The organism is Undibacterium sp. Ji42W, from assembly GCF_049340405.1.
GTDB lineage: Bacteria > Pseudomonadota > Gammaproteobacteria > Burkholderiales > Burkholderiaceae_D > Undibacterium.
Genome location: NZ_JBMPOV010000004.1, coordinates 216,516 through 241,235 on the forward strand (window position 1 = coordinate 216,516; position 24,720 = coordinate 241,235).

The 24,720-nt window shown below is 48.9% G+C and carries 25 protein-coding genes; 13 read left to right on the forward strand and 12 right to left on the reverse strand.

What is annotated here, in order from left to right; translation table 11 throughout:
• Positions 1–3 precede the first annotated feature (3 nt).
• The 9 genes from ACO0LG_RS10315 to mltG all read right to left on the reverse strand — a co-directional run bounded on the left by ACO0LG_RS10315 (position 4) and on the right by mltG (position 8,925).
• Positions 4–951, reverse strand: a complete 948-nt coding sequence (locus ACO0LG_RS10315; protein WP_422949794.1) for a branched-chain amino acid ABC transporter permease — start codon at positions 949–951, stop codon at positions 4–6.
• A 94-nt stretch (positions 952–1,045) separates the two neighbouring features.
• Positions 1,046–2,281: a branched-chain amino acid ABC transporter substrate-binding protein gene (locus tag ACO0LG_RS10320; protein ID WP_423025974.1), complete on the reverse strand. Its 1,236-nt coding sequence runs from the start codon at positions 2,279–2,281 to the stop codon at positions 1,046–1,048.
• Between the two features lie 103 nt (positions 2,282–2,384).
• Entirely contained in the window at positions 2,385–4,037 is a 1,653-nt protein-coding gene (locus tag ACO0LG_RS10325; protein ID WP_423025976.1) for a 3-(methylthio)propionyl-CoA ligase, read from the reverse strand.
• Between the two features lie 264 nt (positions 4,038–4,301).
• Positions 4,302–5,207, reverse strand: a complete 906-nt coding sequence (locus ACO0LG_RS10330; protein WP_423025978.1) for a 23S rRNA (adenine(2030)-N(6))-methyltransferase RlmJ — start codon at positions 5,205–5,207, stop codon at positions 4,302–4,304.
• A gap of 90 nt (positions 5,208–5,297) precedes the next feature.
• Entirely contained in the window at positions 5,298–5,801 is a 504-nt protein-coding gene (locus ACO0LG_RS10335) for a GNAT family N-acetyltransferase (RefSeq protein ID WP_423025980.1), read from the reverse strand.
• Positions 5,802–5,805: 4 nt separating this feature from the next.
• Entirely contained in the window at positions 5,806–6,195 is a 390-nt protein-coding gene (locus tag ACO0LG_RS10340) for a PilZ domain-containing protein (protein ID WP_162041274.1), read from the reverse strand.
• A gap of 24 nt (positions 6,196–6,219) precedes the next feature.
• The gene (gene holB / locus ACO0LG_RS10345; RefSeq protein ID WP_423025983.1) at positions 6,220–7,260 is read right to left on the reverse strand and encodes a DNA polymerase III subunit delta'; all 1,041 of its coding nucleotides are present in this window, start codon (positions 7,258–7,260) and stop codon (positions 6,220–6,222) included.
• A complete protein-coding gene (gene tmk, locus ACO0LG_RS10350; protein ID WP_423025985.1) occupies positions 7,257–7,904 on the reverse strand; it encodes a dTMP kinase in 648 nt (215 codons plus the stop codon). The genes holB and tmk overlap by 4 nt, the downstream gene beginning before the upstream one ends.
• A 34-nt stretch (positions 7,905–7,938) precedes the next feature.
• Positions 7,939–8,925, reverse strand: coding sequence for an endolytic transglycosylase MltG (gene mltG / locus ACO0LG_RS10355; protein WP_423025987.1), 987 nt, complete (start codon positions 8,923–8,925; stop codon positions 7,939–7,941).
• A gap of 140 nt (positions 8,926–9,065) precedes the next feature.
• Between mltG and ACO0LG_RS10360 the strand changes: the two genes are divergently transcribed.
• The 3 genes from ACO0LG_RS10360 to ACO0LG_RS10370 are packed head-to-tail and all read left to right on the forward strand — an operon-like array spanning position 9,066 to position 11,160.
• On the forward strand, positions 9,066–10,106 hold the full coding sequence (locus tag ACO0LG_RS10360) for a YgfZ/GcvT domain-containing protein (RefSeq protein ID WP_423025989.1): 1,041 nt from the start codon (positions 9,066–9,068) through the stop codon (positions 10,104–10,106).
• 29 nt (positions 10,107–10,135) lie between these two features.
• A complete protein-coding gene (locus ACO0LG_RS10365; protein ID WP_423025991.1) occupies positions 10,136–10,423 on the forward strand; it encodes a DUF4936 family protein in 288 nt (95 codons plus the stop codon).
• Entirely contained in the window at positions 10,414–11,160 is a 747-nt protein-coding gene (locus tag ACO0LG_RS10370; RefSeq protein ID WP_423025993.1) for an NRDE family protein, read from the forward strand. Before ACO0LG_RS10365 ends, ACO0LG_RS10370 begins: the two co-directional genes overlap by 10 nt.
• A gap of 36 nt (positions 11,161–11,196) precedes the next feature.
• Here ACO0LG_RS10370 and ACO0LG_RS10375 read toward each other — a convergent pair whose 3' ends face one another.
• The 3 genes from ACO0LG_RS10375 to ACO0LG_RS10385 all read right to left on the reverse strand — a co-directional run bounded on the left by ACO0LG_RS10375 (position 11,197) and on the right by ACO0LG_RS10385 (position 15,212).
• Positions 11,197–12,438 carry an MFS transporter gene (locus ACO0LG_RS10375; RefSeq protein ID WP_423025995.1) on the reverse strand — a complete coding sequence of 414 codons (1,242 nt, stop codon included), beginning with the start codon at positions 12,436–12,438 and terminating at the stop codon, positions 11,197–11,199.
• Positions 12,439–12,536: 98 nt separating this feature from the next.
• Positions 12,537–13,847, reverse strand: a complete 1,311-nt coding sequence (locus tag ACO0LG_RS10380) for a homoserine dehydrogenase (RefSeq protein WP_423004750.1) — start codon at positions 13,845–13,847, stop codon at positions 12,537–12,539.
• Positions 13,848–13,982: 135 nt separating this feature from the next.
• On the reverse strand, positions 13,983–15,212 hold the full coding sequence (locus tag ACO0LG_RS10385; RefSeq protein ID WP_423025998.1) for a pyridoxal phosphate-dependent aminotransferase: 1,230 nt from the start codon (positions 15,210–15,212) through the stop codon (positions 13,983–13,985).
• Positions 15,213–15,577: 365 nt separating this feature from the next.
• Between ACO0LG_RS10385 and bla the strand changes: the two genes are divergently transcribed.
• The 10 genes from bla to ACO0LG_RS10435 all read left to right on the forward strand — a co-directional run bounded on the left by bla (position 15,578) and on the right by ACO0LG_RS10435 (position 24,709).
• Positions 15,578–16,489: a class A beta-lactamase gene (gene bla / locus ACO0LG_RS10390; RefSeq protein ID WP_423026000.1), complete on the forward strand. Its 912-nt coding sequence runs from the start codon at positions 15,578–15,580 to the stop codon at positions 16,487–16,489.
• An 85-nt stretch (positions 16,490–16,574) separates the two neighbouring features.
• Positions 16,575–16,952 (forward strand): Mth938-like domain-containing protein, encoded by a 378-nt coding sequence (locus tag ACO0LG_RS10395; RefSeq protein ID WP_423026002.1) that lies wholly within the window; start codon positions 16,575–16,577, stop codon positions 16,950–16,952.
• Positions 16,949–18,640 carry a glycosyltransferase family 39 protein gene (locus tag ACO0LG_RS10400; protein WP_423026004.1) on the forward strand — a complete coding sequence of 564 codons (1,692 nt, stop codon included), beginning with the start codon at positions 16,949–16,951 and terminating at the stop codon, positions 18,638–18,640. Before ACO0LG_RS10395 ends, ACO0LG_RS10400 begins: the two co-directional genes overlap by 4 nt.
• Positions 18,641–18,646: 6 nt before the next feature.
• Positions 18,647–19,018 carry an EamA family transporter gene (locus tag ACO0LG_RS10405; protein ID WP_162041263.1) on the forward strand — a complete coding sequence of 124 codons (372 nt, stop codon included), beginning with the start codon at positions 18,647–18,649 and terminating at the stop codon, positions 19,016–19,018.
• Positions 19,019–19,082: 64 nt separating this feature from the next.
• The gene (locus tag ACO0LG_RS10410; RefSeq protein WP_423026006.1) at positions 19,083–20,210 is read left to right on the forward strand and encodes a DegT/DnrJ/EryC1/StrS family aminotransferase; all 1,128 of its coding nucleotides are present in this window, start codon (positions 19,083–19,085) and stop codon (positions 20,208–20,210) included.
• A gap of 19 nt (positions 20,211–20,229) precedes the next feature.
• Positions 20,230–21,195 carry a glycosyltransferase gene (locus ACO0LG_RS10415; RefSeq protein WP_423026008.1) on the forward strand — a complete coding sequence of 322 codons (966 nt, stop codon included), beginning with the start codon at positions 20,230–20,232 and terminating at the stop codon, positions 21,193–21,195.
• Between the two features lie 10 nt (positions 21,196–21,205).
• Positions 21,206–22,144 carry a formyltransferase gene (locus tag ACO0LG_RS10420; RefSeq protein WP_423026010.1) on the forward strand — a complete coding sequence of 313 codons (939 nt, stop codon included), beginning with the start codon at positions 21,206–21,208 and terminating at the stop codon, positions 22,142–22,144.
• Between the two features lie 58 nt (positions 22,145–22,202).
• Positions 22,203–23,243, forward strand: a complete 1,041-nt coding sequence (locus ACO0LG_RS10425) for a bifunctional UDP-4-keto-pentose/UDP-xylose synthase (protein ID WP_423026012.1) — start codon at positions 22,203–22,205, stop codon at positions 23,241–23,243.
• Positions 23,244–23,254: 11 nt separating this feature from the next.
• Positions 23,255–24,190, forward strand: coding sequence for a polysaccharide deacetylase family protein (locus tag ACO0LG_RS10430; RefSeq protein WP_423026014.1), 936 nt, complete (start codon positions 23,255–23,257; stop codon positions 24,188–24,190).
• Between the two features lie 36 nt (positions 24,191–24,226).
• Positions 24,227–24,709 carry a peroxiredoxin gene (locus tag ACO0LG_RS10435; RefSeq protein WP_423026016.1) on the forward strand — a complete coding sequence of 161 codons (483 nt, stop codon included), beginning with the start codon at positions 24,227–24,229 and terminating at the stop codon, positions 24,707–24,709.
• Positions 24,710–24,720 lie beyond the last annotated feature (11 nt).

Genomic DNA, 24,720 nt, shown 5'->3' on the forward strand with positions numbered 1-24,720 from the left:
CTTTTATCCTTCACGTGTGCCGAGTAAACCTCTGGGCCTGAAAATCAGGATGAGTACCAATAAGAGATAAGGCAAGATAGGTGCTACCTGCGCAATTGTCAGGCTCAGCAAGGCATAACCAGGTGCTGTGGCGCTAATAATCATGCCCAGTTTGGCAAACACAGACACGAAGGAGTAGTCCAGAGCGACCGCAAAAGTCTGCAATACACCTATCAGCAACGATGCCACAAAAGCACCCGCCAGCGACCCCATGCCCCCAACCACGACGACGACGAAAATAATACTGCCCAAGGTAGATGCCATGCCTGGCTCGGTGACAAAGGCATTGCCGCCGACAACGCCAGCAAGCCCGGCCAACGCGCAACCTCCGCCAAATACCAGCATGAAGACGCGGGGAACATTGTGTCCCAGTGCCTCCACAGTATCAGGATGAGTGAGTGCAGCCTGTATCACCAAACCGATGCGGGTACGTGTCAGCAAGAGGTAAATCGAAGCCAGCATCACAAGGGCAACCAGCATCATGAAACCACGATAGATAGGAAAAGTCGTTGTGTACAGCGTAAACAAAGGGCCATCCAAAGATGCAGGGATAGGATAAGGGACGGTTGACCGGCCCCAGATCAACTGCACCAGCTCGACAATCACGTAAGAAAGGCCGAAGGTAAATAATAGCTCTGGTATATGCCCATACTTATGTACTGAGCGCAGGCCATAACGTTCTACCATGGCCCCCAATAAACCGACCAGCAGTGGTGCTAAAAACAAAGCAGGCCAAAAGCCGATCTTGACGCTAATGGTATAGGCGAAATAAGCACCCAACATATAAAAACTGGCGTGGGCGAAATTGAGTACGCCCATCATGCTGAAAATCAGCGTCAGTCCGGATGAAAGCATGAACAACAGCAATCCGTAACTGACTCCGTTCAGCAAAGTGATCAGTGTGAATTCCACAGCAAAGATCCTTTTCAGAAAATTCTTGAACGATCGTACTATTTATAGGTAAAAAAAGAGAGTGCGTATCAAGCGACTCTCTTTTTTTAAAGGATTAGCCTGGTCGTTTCATCTGGCAAGAAGATGGCTGCGATGCGACGAACGCGTCTATCTTCTGATTGGTTTTCCAACCCATGCCGGTATTTTCCTGATCAAATTTAACATCTTTGCCATTGGTTTTGACCCAGGTTGCGATGTACAGTGGCTGTTGAATCTGATGATCCACTTTACGCATACTATCGTCACCGTTCAAACTCTTGAAGTTCAACCCTTCCAGCGCAAATGCGACTTTAATTGGCTCGATAGATTTGGCTTGCTTGACAGCCTGCCCCATCGCAGCCAATACAGAATAAGTCGCCATGGAATAATAATCGTCTTTGTACTTGGCTTTGAATCCTTCAACAATATCTTTACCGGAGAAAGTTTCGTTATTGGTATTCCAGTAACCTACATACTTGACACGGTCTATACCAGCAGCGCCCATGGCAGTTGGCACGCCAGTGGTCGATGCATAATAAGTATAGAAATTGGCTTTCAAATCGGCATCTTTGGCAGACTTAATCAGCAAAGCCAGATCAGCCCCCCAGTTACCAGTGATCACAGTGTCTGCACCAGCCGCCTTGATCTTGGCGACATAAGGGGAGAAATCTTTGACCTGACCAATCGGGTGCAGATCATCACCAACAATTTGTATGTCAGGGCGTTTGCGTGCCAGATACTCTTTTGCCGCACGGGTAACTTGTTGGCCAAATGAATAGTTTTGACCGATGATGTAGACTTTCTTGATATTCTTGTCCGCAGCCATGAAAGTCGTCAAGGCTTCCATTTTCATGTCTGAGTTCGAATCAAAGCGGAAATGCCAGAAACTGCACTTGCTGTTGGTCATATCAGGATCAACAGCAGCATGGTTAAGGTAAATAATTTCCTTGCCCGGATTGCGCTCATTGTGTTTATTTACGGCATCCTGCAAAGCCATCCCTACAGCCGAGCCATTGCCTTGTGTGATGTAACGAAAGCCTTTGTCAATGACCGTTTTCAACACATTCAGCGACTCTTGCGGGCTGCCTTTATTGTCAAAGCCAACTACTTCGAATTTGTGTTCGCCAGCCCATTTCTCGGCATTGGCCTTATCTGCGATGTACTGATAGGAATTAAGGATGTTTTGCCCAACTGGTGCAAAAGCGCCTGACAGTGGATCGATGTAGGCGATCTTGATGGTATCGGCCATCACTACAGGTACGGCGAAGGTTAAAGCGACTGCAGCAAGGCTGGCACGTAAAGGAAATTTCATTTGTCTCTCTCCGGTATTCTCATGTTTGGAATCTAGATTTTTTTCGTTTTATCGCTACTTCCAGAACCTGGCCTATTTATATTCAGACCAGGCTCTGCGCTTCTCATGCAGTTGGTAATTTGTGTTCCTTGAATTGCTCCCTCAGTTTATTTTTCAAGATTTTTCCGGTTGCCCCCAATGGCAGGCTTTCTATAAAGACGACATCATCAGGCAACCACCATTTCGCAACTTTACCGTCAAAAAATTGCAACAATTCTTCCTTGGTAACTTCTGCACCTGGTTTCTTGACGGCCAGCAGCAAGGGACGCTCATCCCACTTTGGATGGAACACACCGATACATGCTGCTTGCAAGATAGCAGGATGGGAGACCGCTACATTTTCCAGATCTATCGTGCCTATCCATTCACCGCCGGATTTGACCACATCCTTGCTACGGTCAGTAATCTGCATGTAGCCATCAGCATCGATAGTCGCCACGTCACCAGTTGGGAACCAGCCATCTTCCAGAACATCGCCGCCTTCGTTTTTATAATAACTGCTGATGATCCACGGCCCCTTGACCAGCAAATTGCCATAGGTTTTACCATCCCAGGGCAATTCGGTGCCAGCATCATCAACAATTTTCATATCGACACCATACAAGACATGACCTTGTTTCTGGAGTATGGCTTGCTTCTCTTCTTCTGCCAAATCAGTATGTTTGGCCATCAAGGTGCCAGCAGTACCCAGTGGCGACATTTCCGTCATGCCCCAGGCATGTACCACTTCTACGCCGTAGGTGTTACGCAAGGTTTTCATCATGGCAGGCGGGCAGGCAGAGCCACCAATCACGGTGCGTTTGAATGTCGAGAATGTCAGATTATGTTGCGCCACGTAAGTCAACAAGCCCAGCCATACAGTAGGAACACCGGCTGAGAAAGTGACTTTTTCCTGTTCAAATAATTCGTACAGAGATTTGCCATCCAGATGTGGTCCGGGGAAAACCAGTTTGGCACCATTCAAAGGAGCAGAATAAGGTAGGCCCCAGGCATTTACATGGAACATCGGGACGACTGGCAAAACCGAATCACGCGCCGATACATTCAAACCATCCGGCAAGGAAGATCCATAAGAATGCAAGATCGTGGAACGATGAGAATACAGCGCACCTTTAGGGTTGCCTGTCGTGCCGGAGGTGTAGCAAAGACTGGAAGCGGAGTTTTCATCAAAAACCGGCCAATTGAAATCATCACTATTGGCTTCGATCAAATCTTCATAAGCCATCAGGTTGGGGATTTTGCCATCTGTTGGCAATTTGTCCCGGTCGCACATCATGATATAACCTTTGATTCCTGGGCAATGCGCAACAATTGCCTGGACTATGGGCAGGAAGGTGATGTCAAACAGCAGATATTGATCCTCTGCGTGATTGGCAATATAGGCAATCTGTTCTGGATGTAATCTCGGATTAATCGTATGCAAAACAGCGCCTGAACCAGACACTGCATAATAGGCTTCCAGATGACGATAGCCATTCCAGGCCAATGTGGCAATACGGTCGCCAAGTTGCACACCGAGTTTGGCGAAAGCGTTCGCCAGTTGCTTAGAGCGCTTATGGCATTCGCTATAGTTATAGCGATGGATATCCCCTTCCACACGGCGGGAAACAATTTCATTCTTTCCAAAATAACGGTCGGCATGTTCAATGAGGCTGGAGATAAGCATGGGCTTGCTCATCATTTGCCCCATCACGGGACTCTTCACATAAGACGACATTTGTTCTCCTGAAATGTGCAGCGTTATCGATTACTTTGGCAATTAAGCAAATTGCTGAATTTTATTCTTCGTCGATTTTTGTACGACCGTACTAATCCGTCAATCAGTATTTTTTTTGCAATGCACAAAGTAGTCTCTGTTCGTCTTCTATGTTTTACCTTTCCCATAAACAAAAATGCGGAAGAGTAGCTCTTCCGCATCGCAGCAATCAACAAATTTAATTTGTGTCGAAAAGAGAGTCTTTTATCTCTGGCGACCAACTTCTTAACGTTTGGTGCTAGCTCCTGCCTCCCCAGATTCAAGTACGAAACCAGCACCTGCATCTTTACCAAGTACCTTGACGAGGTAGGGCATCACTTCTTTCAAAGTCGCCAGCAGAGTCCAGGGTGGATTAAGGATGAACATGCCACTGCTGTGCAAGCCAAACCCATCCGGTGATGGGCCGCTAATGGACAGCGTAACGTTCAGCCAACTGTTTGCCTGGAGGCGCTTGAGTTTTTCTGGCAAAGAGCGTGATTCCTGGCGTTGCAGCACCGGATACCAGACTGCAAAGGTACCGGTAGGGAAACGCTTTATACCATCTTCCAGGCATACCTTGACGCGCCTGTAGTCATCTTTGACTTCATATGGTGGGTCTATCAATACCATGCCACGGCGTGACGGCGGAGGTAGCAAGGCCTTCAGGCTTTCAAAGCCATCGCCAGCAGAGATGATGACGCGCTTGCCCCTGACGGTCTGGCGTTTACCCTGCTCTGCCGCATGATTATCAAGCTTGCGAAAGTTTTCAGCGAGTATCTTGATTTCGCTGGGGTGCAATTCAAACAAACGGAGGCGGTCTTGCTCACGCATGACGATATTGGCGCAATACGGCGAGCCTGGGTAGTAGCGCATTTTGCCACTAGGATTGAGACCTTTGATCAAATCCATATAGGCCGCAAAAGATGCAGGAATATCTTTTCTGTCCCACAAAGGCGCAATACCGGTCTCAAATTCTGCGTTTTTGCTCGCGTAGCCACTGTCAAGCGCATACAAACCAGCACCTGCATGTGTGTCTATATACGTATATGCAGTGTCTTTTTGACCCAGATATTCCAGCAATTGAATCAGGACAAAGTGCTTCAGGACATCGGCATGATTACCGGCATGAAAGCCGTGGCGGTAGCTCAGCATAATAAAATCTTTCAAAAATGAATAGGCGACCTGCCGCTGGCAAGTCGCCCGAAAATGGTAGCAGGCAAGAGGAAGCTAGCTTATAACTATTTAGCCTACCCGTTTGCCTAGGATGATCAAATCGCGCTCTATACCGTCGAGCGTCGCCACCCGTGGCATATTTGCAAAGGTCGCAAAGTCAAATGCAGCAAATAACTTCAAACTCGGTACATTATGACCAAAAATGAAGCCCAGCAATGTATGAACCTTGATTTCAGGTGCATGAGCGATGGCCTGCGTCAGAAAATAACGCCCCAAACCCTGGCCACGCGCAGCCTCATGCAAGTAGATGGATAATTCAGCAGTGCCAGAATAAGCAGGCCTGCCGTAAAAATTCGAGAACGATAACCAGCCTATGATTTGACCATTCTGCTCGCAGACCCATAGCGGTCGCGATTCAGGATGATGTTCATGGAACCACGCATGGCGCGATTCTACCGCAATTGGCTCTGTATCGGCAGTAACTACACGTGAGGCAACCGTGGAATTATAAATTGCGACAATTTGCGGTAAATCTTCGAATTGCGCCAGCCTATGTGTAAATTCTGCTGCCATCGTCTTATATAGTATGAGTGGCCCGGGACGAACGCACTGCCGCGCCCAACAATTCCTCCACCCGCAAGCGTATACGATTACCGCTCTCATCCTCAGGAAAATGCACGCCTATGCCTTGGGACTTGTTATTGCCCGCACCTGCCGGTGTAATCCAGGCAACCTTGCCAGCAATCGGATATTTATTAGGGTCATCCAATAAAGTCAAAATCAGGTAAATCTCTTCGCCCAAACGGTAAGTCTTATTGGTAGGCACGAAAATGCCGCCATTCTTTAAAAATGGCATATAGGCTGCAAACAGGGCTGCTTTTTCTTTAATCGCCAGCGACAACACCGAAGGACGATTCGGCGACGGCATATTAAGCGGAGCACCGGGATCTGCTGGTAAATCTGACATGTTCTGGCTTTCGCAATTCTTTAATCAAATAGTGCCGAATAGGGCTGAATATTCAAGCAACATATCTTCCAAAAATAATTTGGCCGATAAAGGGTGACTGGCAATCGCCTGTCTTTCATTGCAATTCTTGATGAATTGCTGCAAATCTGGCGGATCAACCTGCATGGACAATGCTTTCAACTCCTTCTCATAGCGAGGATGATACCGGATTCTACCGCTTTGTTTATAGGAAAATATATCGTAGAGCCAACGTTGTAGCCAGCCGACGACGACAGGCATTTCCATCTTTTGCATCTTGTCAGCAGTTTTGAGGCTCAATTCTGTGCCTGGCTTACTCAAAAAACGTATAAATTCATCCAGATCAGCACGCAAGTCTGAATGCGCCATATCAAATGCAGCCAGAGGCGCTCCACCCTGCTGAGCCAGCCAGACATCCGCATCCTTGATGCCTTGCTTGTGCAACCACTCCAGCGCAATGCCTGCATCCGGCAAGCCCAGGCCAAACTTGTGACAACGAGACAAAATGGTAGGCAATAATCTGTCTATGCTGTTCGATACCAGGATGAATACTGTATTGGCATTTGGCTCTTCCAGCGATTTCAACAGTGCATTTGCAGCTGGCACATTCAACGCTTCGGCAGGATACAAGACGATGACGCGCCTGCCGTTACGGTGGGTAGAAATATTCATGAAATCCGACAGTGCCCGGATTTGGTTGATGACGATTTCCTTGGAAGGTGCTTTGCTGGCCTTGCTGATTTTGGCAGGAGCTTCAGCCTCGTCACCAGCGGGCGCATCTTCTTCGTCCAGCAGTTCTGGCCTGACGCGGCGATAGTCGGGATGGCTATATTGCGCAAACCAGCCGCAGGAACCACATTGCTGGCAGGCGTGTCCGCCCTGCCCCGGGCTTTCACACAACAGGGATTGCGCCAGATGTTCAGCAAATACAGTTTTACCTATGCCTTGCGGCCCGTGCAATAAAAAGGCATGAGGCAAGCGCTGCCCCAACGCCTGTATTTGCTGCCAGGAGTCCTCTTGCCAACTATATAAAGGATGCTGCGTCATATGGATTGCTGAGCAGAGCTCAGGAGATCATCAATCAATGCATCAAGTTGCAAACGTATCGCCTCTATGCTTTGTGTGGAGTCGATAATCCTGAAACGTTGAGGAAACTCTTTGGCACGCCGCAGATATTCATTGCGGGTGGCAGCAAAAAAATCTGCCTTTTCCTGTTCAAACTTGTCCAAGTCGCGTGTTGCATCAAGACGAGCACGCGCCACTTCCAGGGGCACATCAAATAAGAGAGTCAGGTCTGGCTGTAAATTCGGGTGCACCCATTGCTCAAGGGCGTTAAGTTTATCCAGTGATAAATTCCTGCCACCACCTTGATATGCAAAGCTGGCATCAGTAAAGCGGTCGGAGATAACCCAGTCGCCCCTAGCCAATGCTGGCTCTATGACCTGGGCAATGTGCTCGCGCCTGACGGCAAACATCAGCAAGGCTTCTGTCTCGAGATGCATCTTTTGTTTTAATAGCAATTCGCGCAAGGTCTCACCCAATGGTGTGCCGCCAGGTTCACGGCTGCAAATCACTTTTACATCTTCAGCTTGCAGCTGGTTTTGCAAACGTTCTGCCACATAGGCGATGTGGGTGGACTTACCCGCACCATCTATGCCTTCAAAGCTTATAAATTTTCCTGTGTGCTTCATTCTTCAATTCTGTTTTCTAATTTGCGTTCATTTATTAACGCTGATACTTGTTCACCGCGCGATTATGGTCATTCAGATTATCGGAAAACTGACTGGTCCCATCTCCGCGCGCCACGAAGTATAAAGCGTCACTATGGGCAGGAGCCAAAGCTGCAGAAACGGACTCCATGCCCGGCAGGGCAATTGGTGTCGGTGGCAAGCCGACTCTGGTATAGGTGTTGTAGGGCGTATCAGTCAACAAGTCACGCTTATATATCTTGCCCTGATAGCGCTCACCCATGCCATAAATAACAGTGGGGTCAGTTTGCAGCAACATGCCTGTACGCAGGCGATTCACAAAAACCGAGGCTATCATAGGACGTTCAGATTTTTGCCCCGTCTCTTTTTCTATAATGGATGCCATGATCAATGCTTCATAGCGGTTTTTGTAAGGCAAGTTATCTGCACGTTTTTTCCAGGCTTCATCCAACTTCTTCAATAATTGGCTATGCGCCTGCTGGTACAGTTGCACGTCTGTGCTCCCCTTGGCGAAACGATAGGTGTCCGGGAAGAACAAGCCTTCAGCTTGCTGGAAATCAGGTGTGATCTTGCGCATCAGCTCAGCTTCACTCATGCCCAGGGTTTCATGCTTTATGGCGGGATGCGCATCTACCAGCTTGCGCATTTGCTGGAATGTCCACCCTTCTATGACTGCCAGGCTGGCCATGGAAAAATCACCATTGACGATCTTGTTCAGTAGCTCAACTGGCGTTTTGCCAGCCTCTATCTCAAAAGAACCAGCTTTCAGGCGATTCTCTTTAGCCATCACGCGCGCCAGCGCTTCAAACATCATGGGTTGGATTGGTACACCAGCCTCGTAGACCTGACGGGCAGATGATCGAACACTACTGCCCGGCTTGATGGTGAATTCTTTGGCCCCACCCTCTACAAAAATGGCTTGCTGCATCCAGTAATAGAAGCCGCCACATGCGGCCAGCGCAAGCAGGATCAATAATACAAATAGTTTTTTTATGAAACCCATGTAGGCAGCTTAATCAAAATTGAGGGAGTTCTGACGAGATTTTGCAGACGCTACTATAATTCGCCTGAACAGGTGCAGGCGTTATTGTAAAGCCAGCGCAGACAATAAGCGAATCAGCAAAGAAGAGTGGGTATAACAATATGACGTGGGAAGACTTTTTATCCAGCCAGGGTGGAACGCTGGAAAACCTGAATACGACCGGTTTTGCCCCACATTGGCAGTCAGATGCCCTGCAAACAGGATTTATTGCCCCTTTGACCGATCTTGGCCTGATCAGGGTAGCAGGTGAAGACACTGCATCATTTTTGCATAGTCAATTAAGCAATGATGTGGAACATCTGAGTGGCACTGAGCTGCGCCGTGCCGCTTATTGCACCCCCAAAGGACGCATGCTGGCCAGCTTTGTGTATTGGAAAGATGGCCAGGATATTATCTTGCAGTTATCAAAATCAATACAAGCTACAGTACAAAAACGCTTGCAAATGTTTGTTTTGCGGGCGAAAGCCAAATTGCACGATATCAATGCAGAATACGTCGTTCTTGGGCTTGGCGGAACAACTGCCGCAGCAGCACTGCAAGAATGGTTCTCTGAGATGCCAGCCAAGATTGACCAAAAAGTGAGTAATGAGCATGGCAGCTTGCTGCGCGTAGCGGATGCCAACAATGCCCCGCGTTATGAATGGATAGCACCCGTACAGATTGCGCAGCAGGTATGGCCAACATTAACCACCCAATTAAGGGCAGTGAACACCAGCGCCTGGCGGGTGACTGAAATTCAGGCCGGCATCGCCATCGTCATCGCCAGCACGCAAGAGAAGTTTGTTCCGCAGATGATCAATTTTGAACTCATCGGTGGCGTGAATTTTAAAAAAGGTTGTTACCCAGGACAGGAAATAGTGGCACGCAGCCAATATCTGGGCAAACTCAAGCGCCGCATGGCAATAGCGCTGGTGCACGCGAAAGAGGTAGTAGCAGGAACCGAAGTATTTCATAGCGACGATGTCAGCCAACCTTGCGGCATGATCGTTAACGCAGAACAACATCAGGAAGACAGTTCACTGGTGTTGATAGAAATGAAGCTGGCTGACCAGGAAAGTGGTCAACTTACACTAGGCTCGGCAACTGGTGCTGCAATAGAACTACTGCCTCTGCCGTATGCAATAACAGATATTACACAATAATCGCGCAATAAAGAATCAAAAGCAGGCATATGAATTGCTACATCTATTTTAAAGCCAGCGCTGACAAAGAAGCTGAAGTGCTGCAACAAGAAGAGTTGTTGCAAAACCTGATGCGCCAGAATGACCAGCAAAGTCCAGGCTTGCAGAGACGCCCGGCTGAACAGGATGGCATGCATACCTGGATGGAGATTTATCATCAGGTCACGTCTGATTTTGAGCAGCAGATTGAGCTGGCTTACGCGCAAACCGGATTGAAGCAATTGCAGTCTGGTGAGCGACATATGGAATATTTTGTGGATGTCAACTTATGTGCCTGATCGTCTTTGCCTGGAAACTGATACCCTGCACACCTATTGTGTTTGCAGGTAACCGCGATGAATTTTATGATCGGCCTGCGGCTGCCGCTGAATGGTGGCAAGACAGCCCCAACATATACGCCGGGCGCGACCTGCAATCGGGTGGCACCTGGCTGGGCATGACTACGCTGGATGGTCCGGACAGCCTGACCAGCAAATTTGCCGCCATTACCAATATCCGCGCGCCGTCTGAAAAACGTGAAGATGCGCCGTCTCGCGGGGAGCTGGTTGCCAATTACCTCAAGTGCGACTTGAGTGCACAAGAATACATTGCCAGCATTCGTGACACTGTTACTGACTATAACGGCTTTAATTTACTGATCGGCGACAAAAAAGACCTGATCTGGTTTTCAAACCGGAATGAGGATGATGTACGCAATGGTCAGCCCCTGCCTCCGGGCATTTATGGAATCTCAAATGCATCGCTGGATACGCCCTGGCCAAAAGTTGTCAGGACCAAGGCAGAATTTGCCAGCATGATATGTCAGCGTGCGCCAGTGGATGCTTATTTTGAAGTACTGGCTAACACCACACCGGCCCCCGATTGCCGCTTGCCTGACACTGGCGTTTCATTTGAAATGGAAAGGCTGCTGTCATCGCCTTGCATAGTCTCGCCGAATTATGGCACCCGGGTTTCTACGGTAGTTAAAGTCCATAAAGACTATCCAGCAGAATTCAATGAAAAACTGTTGCGTTGAATTAGTTAGCGTTGTCAGCCCGGACACCACGCACATTTATACTTTTTCCAGCCTGGCTTTCCACAGTAAAGCGGCAGCCAGCAATTTTAATATGCAAGGTAAAGCGGCGTAAGCCAGTGTCAAGGCCTGCAAACCACTCTCGCTGGCTACGCCCGGCACATAGCCCAAATACTCCAGCGCTGGCAATGCCAGGCCTGCTGCCAGGGCCAGGTTCATCTTGCTGGCCCAATTCCAGACGCCAAAATAACTTGCTTCGTTTTTTTCGCTATGCCCCGCAGCATGAATGACGCCTGCAAGCAAGGCTGGTGGCAAAGCAAGGTCTGCACCTAAACTCATGCCTGAAAAAATGCAAATCACGGAAAAGGCCCAGGCATCGCCGATGCCCAATGCAAGCACGCCAACGAAACTGAGTACAGACAACAGCATTGCTAACAACCATGCTTTGACTTCCCCTTTTCTTCGCGCCAGACGAGTCCATAAAGGCATGGATAAAGCAGCGGCCAGAAAATACATCAACAACAATACACCAGACAAATGCGCCAGTTGCAAACGGTCTTTAGTGAAAAACAGAAACAAGGTTGCCGGTATGGCGGCGGCTATGCCATTGACAACAAATACCAGAAACAAGGCTCGGAAACTGCGGTTACCAAACAGGTGACGCAAAGACAGCGGGACATGATCCGCTTCTTTCAAGCCCGACTTTCGAGGCGTATGGCGTATCAAAAACCATGACGTTATCAGCAAACTGAAACTCAGCATACCTGACAAAATCGTGACATTACCAAACTGGATGATGATGGCTGTCGCGATCACACCAGACAAGCCACATGCCTCACGTACACTGGTCAGTCTTACTCTTTGCCCTGGCTCTTGTGTCAGGGCTGCTCCCCAACTCTGGTAAGCAATACTGGCCAGGCTGAATCCTGCATACACGACCACCAGTGTCACAAAGAACCAGACAAAGGCAGAGTCGCCTGATAAACGGGGAGGATGAAACAGGGCAATGAAACCGACAATCAGTAATGGCAATGCCAGAGCGATATACGGCGCGTAAGTACGGCTTTGCGGCCTGCGGTCTATCACTGCTCCAATAAAAGGATCGATAAATGCATCCATGAAGCGGGTCAATAATAATGCCGTACCTATCGCAGATAAAGACATGCCAAGGCGGTCAGCATAAAATTGGGGCACGTAGACATAGATGGGCAAAGCCACCATTGCCAGCGGGAAGCCAAACATGGCATAGGATAGCAATTGCGATAGGGAGAGGCGTGGCATCTTGTCCTGATTATCCTATTTAATTTATCCAGTTTACACTAAGAAAAAAGCGTGATCATTATTTCATGACCACGCTTTTTCGTTTGAATCCTGATGATTCAGCTCAATTCTTCCAGGCGTAACTTTGTCACGGCGCCAAACACTGAATCAAGTTTTTCGATTTTTTCTATGGCTGCAACGATATTTTTTTCCTTGGTCTGATGCGTCAGGATGATGATATCTGTCTGCGTTTCACCTTCTGCCGGCTCTTTTTGCAACATGGCGTCGATAGAAATAGTCAAATCTGCCAATATACGTGTGACATCGGCCAGGACACCAGGTTTGTCTGCCACATGCATGCGCAGATAATAGCTGGTGACGATTTCTGCCATAGGCAAGACTGGCAAATCACTCAGGGAATCAGACTGGAAAGCCAGGTAAGGCACGCGATGCTCAGGATCAGCGGTTGCCAGACGCGTGATATCTACCAGGTCGGCAATCACTGCAGAAGCGGTAGGCTCGGAACCAGCACCCTTGCCATAATACAGCGTTGCTCCGACTGCATCGCCATGTACGAGCACCGCATTCATGGCGCCTTCCACATTAGCGATCAGACGTTTTTCCGGGATCAGGGTTGGATGCACCCGTAGTTCTATGCCAGCTTCTGTACGCTTGCTGATACCCAGCAGTTTGATGCGGTAACCCAATTCTTCTGCATAGCGAATGTCGCTGGCTTGCAAGTTGGTGATGCCTTCCACATGGGCTTTATCAAACTGCATGGGGATGCCATAAGCGATTGCGGCCATGATGGTGGCTTTATGTGCAGCGTCCACACCTTCAATATCGAAGGTAGGGTCGGCTTCTGCATAGCCCAATTCTTGCGCCTGCTTCAGTACTGTTGCAAAGTCAAGGCCCTTGTCACGCATTTCAGACAAGATGAAATTAGTTGTGCCATTGATGATGCCAGCAATCCACTGTATGCGATTGGCCGTCAAGCCCTCGCGCAAAGCCTTGATGATGGGGATGCCGCCAGCAACTGCGGCTTCAAATGCGACCATCACGCCTTTTTCTTCTGCGGCCTTGAATATTTCATTGCCGTGCGTCGCCAACAAGGCCTTATTGGCTGTCACAACGTGCTTGCCGTTAGCGATGGCTTTCATGACCAGGTCTTTGGCGATACCATAACCACCTATCAATTCGATGACGATATCAATATCCGGGTTAGTCACCACCAGATTGGCATCATTCACGACTTCACATTCACCATTGGTCAACTCACGCGCCCGCTCGACGTTCAGGTCTGCCACCATGGCAATCTCAATCGAGCGGCCTGCGCGACGCGTAATCTCTAATTGATTGCGCTTCAAAACGTTGAAAGTGCCGGAGCCGACGGTGCCTATGCCTAACAGGCCTACTTTAATGGGTTTCATAAGTTTTCTAAACAGTAAAAAATGAAAATTTCAGGACTTTCGCAACATTGTCCCAGCAAGACATGACGACGAGGGCAGTACAAATTGTACGACTAGGAGTCATAACGCCGCTGGGGCGGTTTTGCGCAAGCACTGCTAATTGGTGCCGTGACGCTTTCGGTATGTTTCCAGAAAACTGGCAATACGTCCGAAAGCATCTGTCAAATCATCCGTATTGGGCAAGAACACCACACGGAAATGGTCGGGATTGATCCAGTTAAATCCCGTTCCCTGTACCAGCAACACGCGCTGCTCGGTCAGCAGTTCGTGGATAAACTCCTGGTCATCCTTGATGGGATACATCACGGGGTCCAGTTTTGGAAACATATACAGCGCCGCCTTGGGTTTGACACAGGTCACGCCAGGAATTGCCGTCAACAGCTTATGCGCCAGATCGCGTTGCTTGAGCAAGCGACCGCCAGGTCCAACCAGATCATTGATGCTCTGATAACCACCAAGCGCAGTCTGAATAGCAAACTGCCCAGGTGCATTTGCACATAAACGCATGGAGGCTAACATATTCAGGCCTTCAATATAATCCTTGGCATGACGTTTTTCGCCCGACACCACCATCCAGCCAGCGCGGTAGCCGCAAGAACGGTAATTCTTGGACAGCCCGTTCAGTGTAAGAAACAAGACATCGTCGGCTAGCGAAGCGATGGATGTATGTTCCTCGCCATCATACAAAGTCTTATCGTAAATTTCATCCGCAAAAACGATGAGCTGATGTTGACGTGCCACGTCAACTATCTGCTGCAAAACCTCGACCGGATATAAGGCACCGGTAGGATTATTGGGATTAATGACGACGATGGCCTTGGTGTTGGGCGTGATCTTGCTCTTGATATCGTCGATATCCGGCATCCAGTCGGCGCTTTCATCGCAGACATAATGCACAGGCCTACCACCAGAAAGACTGACAGCAGCGGTCCACAAAGGGTAATCAGGCGCGGGCACCAATACCTCATCACCACTATTGAGCAGCGCATTCATGCCCATGACGATCAGTTCTGAAGCGCCATTACCGATATAGATATCTTCTATGGTCACACCACGGATATGTTTTTCCTGGGTGTAATGCATGATCGCTTTGCGCGGCGCAAACATGCCTTTGGAGTCGGTATAACCGGCTGCATTTTGCATGTTACGTATCATATCCTGTACGATTTCATCGGGCGGATCAAAATTGAAAACCGCCAGATTGCCGATATTCAGCTTGATGATCTTGTGACCCTCATCCTCCATCTGCTTGGCTTTTTCCATGACGGGGCCACGAATGTCATAACAAACGTCTGCTAATTTTTGTGATTTTTGTATGGGGCGCACCGCAACAATCCTTGGTAATATTCATGAGTTGGCCCATCCCCATTTCCAAGCCAGGCCGAAATGAGGTGAAAGCGCATGTTAAGCTGCAATACAGAAATGCTGCACTGCCAAACGTTCCATTCTGCACAATGCGCCGAATTTTATCAATCAGAACTTGGCAAAAGCTGAACTCCTTGCCGGATTTGCACCAATAGAGTCGCAGGATGTATCGTAAATGATGGTTTTGCAACCTAATGCGCTTGGACGTACATGTCGTCGAGAACAAAAACATATGGTGCGGGTTTGAATATTGAATATTGAATGAATATTGACTATCAGCCCCAAGCACATATATAGGGTAGGTATTTAATCCAGTAGAAACCATCATGAAAAAACTGCTCTTGTCCCTATTGTTCAGCATGGCCACCGTGAATGCGGCATTTGCACAAAACGTGATCGAATCCATTGCTATGGACAGCGGTGGCAGGTTGGGTGCCAGCTTGCTGGTGCTGGAGACGGGCCAAAGCTTGTGGATATTGCCTGATACGGCTGCCCCGATGCAAGGTGTCAGCAAGCTGCCTGTCGTCATGGCGGCATTGGCCGCAGTCGATAAAAACAAGCTCAAGCTGGATCAAAAAGTCACTATTAGCAAAGAAGATTTGCTCCCTACGGACCTGCCCAGCTCTCTGCGTGATGAACACCCGGACGGCAATTTCAAAATTACCGTTAAGGAATTGATGCATCACGCGATTGCTGATAATGATGGAACAGCCAGTGATGCCCTGATGCGCTTGCTCGGTGGGCCACCTGCCGTCATGCAATATCTGGCGCAACTCGATATCCAGGATATAAAAATCCTGGACACGGAAAAGGACATGGCTAAATCCTGGAATATGCAATACCGCAATACGGCCACACCCAAAGCCATGATCAAATTGCTGCAAGCTTTGCAGCAAGATAAAACTCTGAGTCCTAAAAGTCACGATTTGCTGGTGAAATGGATGACAGGTGCTGAAACTGGCCCAATTTCCAGCGCTGACTCCACACCCAACCCCAACGCAGCCCGTATCAAGGCTTTGCTGCCTGCTGGCGCACCAGTGATCCACAAAGCCGGTAACTCACCCACGCACGGCAGCCTGACTGCTGCACACAATGATGTGGGAATTGTGACTTTACCTAATGGCCACCATATGGCAGTGGCCGTATTTTTGACGGATAGCAAGGCGCCTCATGCATCCCGTGATTTAACTATCGCCAAAATTACCAGGGTTGGCTGGGACGCCTGGTCAAAAAAATAGGCCCGCAGCAAGTGAACGCCCCATGACAGTGGATAAAAAACGTTACAATGCGGCTCTTTACAGTCTTAACCCTTGAGCTATATCGATGAAGTTGCACTCTACTCCTACGCAGCAATACCAGACCATCACTGCTTATGAAAAAGACAGTGTAGAAATTAATGCAATTACTTACACTTACAGCCTGATCGTATTGCCAGAGACTAAGCCTCAGCAATGGTCGGCCACTAGTTTCGAGCAATTGAACGCTGAAGATTTTGCACAAATTGAGGCTACTATTCCCGACGTTGTCATTTTAGGCACAGGGAATAAACAGCGCTTTGTTCATCCCAAACTAACCGCTGCGCTGGCTGCCAAACGTATAGGGGTCGAATGCATGGACAATCAGGCTGCCTGCCGCACCTACAATATTCTCATGGCTGAGGGCCGTAAGGTTGCGCTGGCCCTGATTATGGAAACGGCATGAACCAGAGCTCTCCTTACGATTCACCGCGTACATTATGGGCGCTGACTATCGCTTTTTTGCTGATCTGGTTTTATATGCTGAGTGCCAGGACACTGGTGCCGACTGATGAAGGCCGTTATGCAGAAATGGCGCGTGAAATGCTGGCCTCAGGTGACTGGATCACACTACGCCTGAACGGTATTAAGTATTTTGAAAAGCCCCCCCTGCAAAACTGGATGAATGCCCTGACCTTTGCCATTTTCGGTCTGGGAGACTGGCAGGCTCGCTTATGGACTGGCTTGAATGGTTTGCTGGGGGTTGCCGCTGTGGCTTATACCGGCAACAAGATATTCAGCCGCCGCGTTGGTATCGTTGCCGCCCTGGTGCTGGGTTCAAGTTTCTGGTGGGCTGGCATGGGGCACGTCAACTCTCTGGACATGGGTTTGTCTGGCATGATGACGCTGGGCTTGTGTGGCTTGCTGGTTGCGCAAATGGCAGGCATTAACAGCAAAACTGAACGCAATGCCATGCTGGTTTGCTGGGCGGGCATGGCGCTGGCGACGATGTCGAAAGGCTTGATCGGGTTTGTATTGCCGGGGGGTGTATTGGTTATGTATACCCTGGTGACGCGTGACTGGGGCTTATGGAAACGCCTGCATATGGGCAAGGGTTTACTCCTGTTTTTTGCAATCACAGCGCCTTGGTTTATTTTGATAACGATCAAAAATCCTGAGCACCCGCACTTTTTCTTTATCCACGAACATATTCAGCGCTTTACCAGTACTGTACACAAGCGCGGTGGCCCGTGGCATTACTTCATTCCTTTGTTGATCGTCGGTATCGTGCCCTGGATAGGCGTTTTGCTTCAAGGCTTATGGTCTGGAGTCGCAGATAAAACACCGGGTTTTCAACCCAAAAAAATGTTGCTCATTTGGGCCGCTTTCCTGTTTTTCTTTTTTAGTATTTCAGGCTCAAAATTGCCAGGTTATATTCTGCCTATATTCCCTGCGCTCGCCCTTCTTATCGCTTGCCATCTGGAGAAATCAGATAATCGCCCAGTGAAAATAGCGGGCATCCTGTTCATTGTATTTGGCATAGCTATCGCGGCCGTCCTCACAATTTATCTGGGTAAATTGCATGAAGCAGACGCATTTGACCAAGCCTTGGCGATTGCATACAAGCCCTGGATAATTTGCGTAGCCGTATTGGCGATCATCGGCGGGGCACTCACATGGCTGCTGGCACGTAAAGGCACGACGGGAAAAGACTGGGCGATTATTTGCCTTGCTGCCAGCGGATATCTGGTAGGCCAGATAGGTTTTCTGGGACATAATCCCTGGGGAAAATATATTGCGGGCAGCGAATATATACCCTCAATCAAGGCAGAATTGATCTCACCAACAACCCCTTTCTATGCAGTTGGCCGCTATGAACAGGCCCTGCCATTTTATCTTGAGCGCACTACGACACTGGTTGAATTCCCGGATGAAATGCAGTTTGGCCTGGAGCAACAACCAGAATTATGGATACCAAAGCGTGAAGATTTCATCAAAAAATGGCAGGCGCATCAAGGCAAGGGCGAAGCTGCCGTTGCCATCTTGCGCAATGATATTTATGACGATTTGGCAAAAACTGATTTCCCCATGCGCGTAATTGCCAAGGACCCTCGCCGGGTCATCGTCGCCAATCTGGTCAATAAAAACAAATAAATCATTATGAATATCAATACCTTTGGCTTTATCTTCACCGGCATCATGCTCAATGCTGTCGCCCAGCTTTTGCTGAAGAAAGGCACGAATGCAGTTGGTGCCATACATCTGACTGCAGAGAACTGGTTTTCTACAGGCTTGCAACTGGCGACACAGTTACCCATCATCGGCGGCCTGACCTGCTATGTCATTTCTGTCGTCGTCTGGATCATAGGTTTATCGCGGGTTGATGTCAGTATTGCCTACCCCTTGCTGTCCTTGGGCTATATTGTTAATGCCATCGGCGCATGGTATTTCCTGGGTGAAGTCATGTCCATGCAAAGGATGCTGGCAATCGGCGTTATCATCATTGGCGTAGCCTTGCTGGTAAAAAGCTGAATTGCTTCATTGGCACTCACCTCATATTCCATAAGAATAGCTTCGTTTTATTGAAAGATTCACCATGAGTGACACATCCAAATTCCTGCCCTTCACCAAACCGACTATCGATGAAGAAACCATCGCTGCCGTCACAGAAGTCTTGCGTTCTGGCTGGCTGACCAGTGGCCCGAAGGTGCAGGCGCTGGAAGCGCAATTGTCTGAGTATTTTGGTGGACGTCCTGTGCGCACTTTCAATTCTGGCACCTGCACCATGGAAATTGCGCTGCGCATTGCTGGCATAGGTGCAGGCGACGAAGTCATCACCACACCAAATTCATGGGTGGCGACCGCCAATGTCATCATAGAAACTGGCGCAACACCTGTGTTTGCTGACATTGATCCCAAAACACATAATATTGATCTTGACAAGGTTGAAGCAGCGATCACGCCGCGTACCAAGGCCATTATTCCTGTGCACATGTGCGGCCTGCCTTGCGATATGGATAAGCTATATTCCATCGCCGAAAAATATAATTTGCGCGTTATAGAAGATGCGGCGCAAGCCATAGGTTCCAGCTGGAAAGGCAAGCGCATAGGCTCTTTCGGCGACTTTGCCTCATTCAGCTTTCAGGTTAACAAAAATATCATGACAGGCGAAGGTGGTTGTCTGGTGTTGAACAATGCAGAAGAAGTACGCCTGGCCGAAAAATACAGGCTGCAAGGCGTAACGCGCAGTGGGCTGGATGGTATAGATGTGGATGTACTGGGTGGTAAATACAATATGACCGATATTGCCGCTGCCATAGGCCTGGGGCAAATGAAACATCTGGCAGAGTTCAATGCCAAACGTGCGGCACTGGCAAAGCATTACTTCACCAGCTTTGGCAATGACTTTGAACAAAAAACAGGTGCAGAGTTGCCCGTTGCCGATTTTGAAAACAGCAACTGGCATATGTTCCATCTGGTTTTGCCAGAAAGCGTCAATCGCGCAAGCTTCATGCAGCAAATGCTGGATCAGCAAATTGGCCTGGGTTATCACTATCGCGCCATCCATCTGTTCAGTATGTACCGCGAGCGCGGCTTTACTGATGGCATGTTCCCGATTGCAGAACGCATAGGCAAACAAATTGTTACTTTGCCATTATTTCCATCTATGAGTACAGAAGATGTCGAAAGAGTCGTGTCTGCGGTAAAATCCTGCCTTCTCTGAAATCGGCAGAACAATACCAATGAAACCCGAACTCTCTGTTGTCATACCTGTATATAACGAAGAAGCTGGCCTGGCCAAGCTGTTTGAACGCCTGTACCCGGCGCTTGATACGCTTGCGGTGCGCGGCGTCAGTTATGAAGTAGTCTTTGTCAACGATGGCAGCCGCGATAACACGCCTGCGTTGCTGGCCGACCAGTATCGCCTGCGCCCTGACGTCACCCGTGTCGTACTGTTCAACGGCAATTATGGCCAGCACATGGCGATTCTGGCAGGCTTTGAAGCCACGCGCGGTGAGATCGTCGTCACCCTGGATGCGGATTTGCAAAATCCGCCAGAAGAAATCGGTGCCCTCGTCGATAAAATGCGTGAAGGCTATGATTACGTGGGCTCCATACGTCGCAAGCGTCAGGATTCTGCATGGCGTACTTATGCATCCAAAGCGATGAACCGCTTCCGCGAGAAAATCACGCGCATCAAGATCACTGATCAGGGCAATATGCTGCGCGCCTATGGTCGTAATGTAATTAACCTCATTAATCAGTGCAGCGAAGTGAATACCTTTGTCCCTGCCCTGGCATATACATTTGCGCGCAAACCTACCGAAATTACGGTTGAACATGAAGAACGCTCAGCAGGCGAATCAAAATATTCACTGTACAGCCTGATACGCCTGAATTTCGATTTGATGACGGGTTTTTCCATCATGCCTTTGCAATGGTTCTCCATGCTGGGTATGGTGCTGTCAGTCTTGTCTGGTGGCCTGGTTTTACTGTTGCTGATACGCCGCTTTGTACTAGGTGCAGAAGCGGAGGGCCTGTTCACCCTGTTTGCGATTGCCTTCTTCCTGATGGGCGTCATTTTGTTCGGTATAGGTTTACTGGGTGAGTACGTAGGCCGGATTTACCAACAGGTACGCGGTCGCCCACGTTACGTGGTGCAAACCATACTTGAGCAATCCAGCGCAGATTTGCCTGAAGTTTATTAAGAAAGCAGAGATGACACCATCAGCATCCCCTGTAAAAGCAGTGGTAAAAGCAGTGGTTTTTGCCTATCACAGCGTAGGTGTACGTTGCATCAAGACTTTGCTGGCACGCGGTATAGATGTCAAACTGGTCGTCAGTCACACTGACAACCCGGCAGAAACCATCTGGTTTGAATCAGTGGCCGATCTTTGTCGTGAGCAAGGCATACCCTGCATCACACCTGATAATCCAAAATCAGCTGAACTCAAAGAACAGGTAGTGGCCATAGCGCCAGATTTCATTTTCAGTTTTTATTACCGTCAAATGCTGCCACTGGATGTATTAGCACTGGCCAGGCGCGGTGCTTACAACCTGCATGGCTCTTTGCTACCCAAATACCGTGGCCGCGTGCCAGTCAACTGGGCGGTCTTGCATGGTGAAACTGAAACTGGTGCCACCCTGCATGAAATGGCCTTGAAGCCTGATGCAGGAGACATTCTTGCTCAAGTATCAGCGCCCATTCTACCCGACGACACGGCCTATGAAGTATTTGGTAAATTGACTGTGGCAGCAGAGCAATGCCTGTGGGCTGCGCTACCAGATTTGATCGCTGGTACAGCCAGGCGTTTGCCTAACGATTTATCTGCCGGCAGTTACTTCGGTGGCCGCAAACCGGAAGACGGACGTATCAACTGGCAACAAACGGCACAACAGGTATATAACCTGCATAGGGCGGTAGCTCCGCCCTACCCTGGTGCATTTACTGATCAGGCTGGGCATCGTTTTATTATCGGAAAAGCACGTTTATCCAGAACTGATACGGCAAATTTGCCGACAGGCTTACATGTAGTAGATAATACCGTCCTTGGCGTGTGCGGCGATGGCCGGGCACTGCATATTATTGAATTGTTAATGGATGGCAAAATCGTGGGCGCGCAGGAATTGGCAGCCCTACTGAAGCATGTGGCCTAAGCCTTTTGTTTTGTGCATCTGAACTGGCAATCAACATTTACTTTAAAAAGAATTCATTATGAAAAAAGTCCTCATACTCGGCGTGAACGGTTTTATCGGTCACCATTTGTCCAAGCGCATTCTGGAAACCACAGACTGGGAAGTGTATGGCATGGACATGCAGACCGAGCGTTTGGGCGACATGATCAATCACCCACGCATGCATTTCTTTGAAGGCGACATCACCATCAATAAAGAATGGGTTGAATACCATGTCAAAAAGTGCGATGTCATCCTGCCTCTGGTTGCGATCGCCACACCGTCGACTTATGTCAAACAGCCTTTGCGCGTCTTCGAGCTGGACTTTGAAGCCAACCTGCCTATCGTCCGCTCCGCAGCAAAATATGGCAAGCACTTGGTATTCCCGTCCACTTCTGAAGTTTATGGTATGTGCCATGATGAAGAATTTGATCCTGAAGAATCCGAACTGATCTGTGGCCCGATCAATAAACCACGCTGGATTTATTCTTGCGCCAAGCAATTGATGGACCGCGTGATCTGGGGTTATGGCATGGAAGGCCTGAACTTCACCTTGTTCCGTCCATTCAACTGGATCGGTGCTGGCCTGGATAATATCCACACGCCTAAAGAAGGCAGCTCACGCGTCGTGACGCAATTCTTTGGTCATATCGTCCGCGGTGAAAATATTTCCCTGGTTGATGGCGGCGCGCAAAAACGTGCATTCACCTATATCGACGACGGTATCGATGCCTTGATGCGTATCATCGATAACAAAAACGGCATCGCCAGCGGCAAGATCTATAACATCGGTAACCCGACCAATAATTTCTCCATCCGCGAACTGGCTCACATGATGCTGGATCTGGCTGCTGAATATCCTGAGTATGCTGAAACAGCCAAAAAAGTAGAACTGACAGAAACCACATCTGCAGCCTACTACGGCAAAGGCTATCAGGACGTGCAAAACCGCGTTCCAAAAATCACCAACACCTGCGAAGAACTCGGCTGGAAGCCAGTGACGACCATGCCAGACACCATGCGCAATATTTTCGATGCCTACCGCAGCCAGGTAGCCGAAGCCCGTGCCTTGATGGACTAATACTGGACTACATGCCTACCATCGTTCTCAAGATCGACGTCGATACCTATCGCGGCACTAAAGAAGGCGTACCTAACCTGGTGCGCCTTCTCAAGAAGCATAATGCAGGCGCCACTTTCCTGTTTTCTTTGGGTAAGGACCACACAGGATGGGCCTTGCGCAGGGCTTTTCGCCCTGGTTTTTTCCAAAAAGTATCGCGTACATCGGTCCTCGAACATTATGGTTTCAAGACCCTCATGTATGGCGTGCTCTTGCCTGCACCTGATATAGGTAGCTGCACTACCGAAATGCAGGCAGTGCGTGATGCCGGTTTTGAGTGTGGCATCCACACCTGGGACCATGTAGTCTGGCAAGACAATGTGCGGGGACGTGACCTTGACTGGACGCGCAAACAAATGCAACAGGCTCACCAGCGTTTCCAGCAAATTTTTGGTACCACGCCAAAAACCCATGGTGCGGCTGGCTGGCAAATGAATGGTCACGCTTTTGCCCAGCTTGACCAGTTCGGCATGCAATACGCCTCTGATGGCCGCGCCATGCTCAATGACGATGGCAGCCTTGCCAATGCAGACGCTGGCCCCTACCGTCTGCAAGTCGGCAGCAATATCATGTCTTGTATACAGATGCCAACTACCCTGCCGACTCTCGACGAGTTGCTGGGACGCGACATCGCTGGCAATGTCATTAGCGAGTCAAATATCGCTGCCAATATACTGAAACTGACAGCAAATCCAAAAGATCATGTATTTACCTTACATGCAGAGCTTGAAGGACAAAAACTCGCCCCCATATTCGAGGAATTGCTGACAGGCTGGCACAAGCAAGGTTATCGTTGTATATCAATGGCGGACTACTATGCGTCCATCAAGAACAGTGACTTACCGACACGTCCATTGTCATGGGCGAGCTTGCCAGGTCGTTCCGGAGAACTGGTCGCCCTGATCTAGTCAGTCAGCAACATTTCTCCACCCCTAACCAAGGAGATGAAAGTGGCTGAGACCCCTTCTGCACTAAATTGCCAGGTACCAGAATTTTCCGCCGTCATGACTGGTGGTAAAGCGTTTCAATTAAGCGAGTATATGGGTAAAAATATCATTATTTATTTTTACCCAAAAGACAACACCCCTGGCTGTACGACCGAAAGCATTGCTTTCCGTGACTTGCATCCACAATTTCAGCAAGCGAATTCCGTAGTTTTTGGTGTCAGCCGTGACAGCCTGCGCTCTCATGATGGCTTTAAAAATAAATTAGACCTGCCTTTCGAACTGATTTCTGACCCTGACGAAAGCTTATGCCTGTTGTTCAATGTCATGAAAATGAAGAACATGTATGGCAAACAAGTGCGTGGCATAGAACGCAGCACATTTGTGATTGACGGCAATGGTAAATTAGTGAAAGAATGGCGAGGAGTTAAAGTAGCAGGACACGTAGACGAAGTACTCGAATTTGTGAGCGCCCAAACTTAATTGAACTCTCC

Coding starts and splice junctions, on each gene's coding strand:
- ACO0LG_RS10435 (WP_423026016.1), top strand. CDS start 24,227: ATGAAAGTGGCTGAGACCCCTTCTGCACTAAATTGCCAGGTACCAGAA.
- ACO0LG_RS10330 (WP_423025978.1), bottom strand. CDS start 5,207: ATGCTGAGCTACCGCCACGGCTTTCATGCCGGTAATCATGCCGATGTC.
- ACO0LG_RS10370 (WP_423025993.1), top strand. CDS start 10,414: ATGTGCCTGATCGTCTTTGCCTGGAAACTGATACCCTGCACACCTATT.
- ACO0LG_RS10415 (WP_423026008.1), top strand. CDS start 20,230: ATGAAACCCGAACTCTCTGTTGTCATACCTGTATATAACGAAGAAGCT.
- ACO0LG_RS10410 (WP_423026006.1), top strand. CDS start 19,083: ATGAGTGACACATCCAAATTCCTGCCCTTCACCAAACCGACTATCGAT.
- mltG (WP_423025987.1), bottom strand. CDS start 8,925: ATGGGTTTCATAAAAAAACTATTTGTATTATTGATCCTGCTTGCGCTG.
- bla (WP_423026000.1), top strand. CDS start 15,578: ATGAAAAAACTGCTCTTGTCCCTATTGTTCAGCATGGCCACCGTGAAT.
- ACO0LG_RS10320 (WP_423025974.1), bottom strand. CDS start 2,281: ATGAAATTTCCTTTACGTGCCAGCCTTGCTGCAGTCGCTTTAACCTTC.
- ACO0LG_RS10430 (WP_423026014.1), top strand. CDS start 23,255: ATGCCTACCATCGTTCTCAAGATCGACGTCGATACCTATCGCGGCACT.
- tmk (WP_423025985.1), bottom strand. CDS start 7,904: ATGAAGCACACAGGAAAATTTATAAGCTTTGAAGGCATAGATGGTGCG.
- ACO0LG_RS10335 (WP_423025980.1), bottom strand. CDS start 5,801: ATGGCAGCAGAATTTACACATAGGCTGGCGCAATTCGAAGATTTACCG.
- ACO0LG_RS10395 (WP_423026002.1), top strand. CDS start 16,575: ATGAAGTTGCACTCTACTCCTACGCAGCAATACCAGACCATCACTGCT.
- ACO0LG_RS10365 (WP_423025991.1), top strand. CDS start 10,136: ATGAATTGCTACATCTATTTTAAAGCCAGCGCTGACAAAGAAGCTGAA.
- ACO0LG_RS10420 (WP_423026010.1), top strand. CDS start 21,206: ATGACACCATCAGCATCCCCTGTAAAAGCAGTGGTAAAAGCAGTGGTT.
- ACO0LG_RS10400 (WP_423026004.1), top strand. CDS start 16,949: ATGAACCAGAGCTCTCCTTACGATTCACCGCGTACATTATGGGCGCTG.
- ACO0LG_RS10325 (WP_423025976.1), bottom strand. CDS start 4,037: ATGTCGTCTTATGTGAAGAGTCCCGTGATGGGGCAAATGATGAGCAAG.
- ACO0LG_RS10375 (WP_423025995.1), bottom strand. CDS start 12,438: ATGCCACGCCTCTCCCTATCGCAATTGCTATCCTATGCCATGTTTGGC.
- ACO0LG_RS10380 (WP_423004750.1), bottom strand. CDS start 13,847: ATGAAACCCATTAAAGTAGGCCTGTTAGGCATAGGCACCGTCGGCTCC.
- ACO0LG_RS10360 (WP_423025989.1), top strand. CDS start 9,066: ATGACGTGGGAAGACTTTTTATCCAGCCAGGGTGGAACGCTGGAAAAC.
- holB (WP_423025983.1), bottom strand. CDS start 7,260: ATGACGCAGCATCCTTTATATAGTTGGCAAGAGGACTCCTGGCAGCAA.
- ACO0LG_RS10405 (WP_162041263.1), top strand. CDS start 18,647: ATGAATATCAATACCTTTGGCTTTATCTTCACCGGCATCATGCTCAAT.
- ACO0LG_RS10340 (WP_162041274.1), bottom strand. CDS start 6,195: ATGTCAGATTTACCAGCAGATCCCGGTGCTCCGCTTAATATGCCGTCG.
- ACO0LG_RS10425 (WP_423026012.1), top strand. CDS start 22,203: ATGAAAAAAGTCCTCATACTCGGCGTGAACGGTTTTATCGGTCACCAT.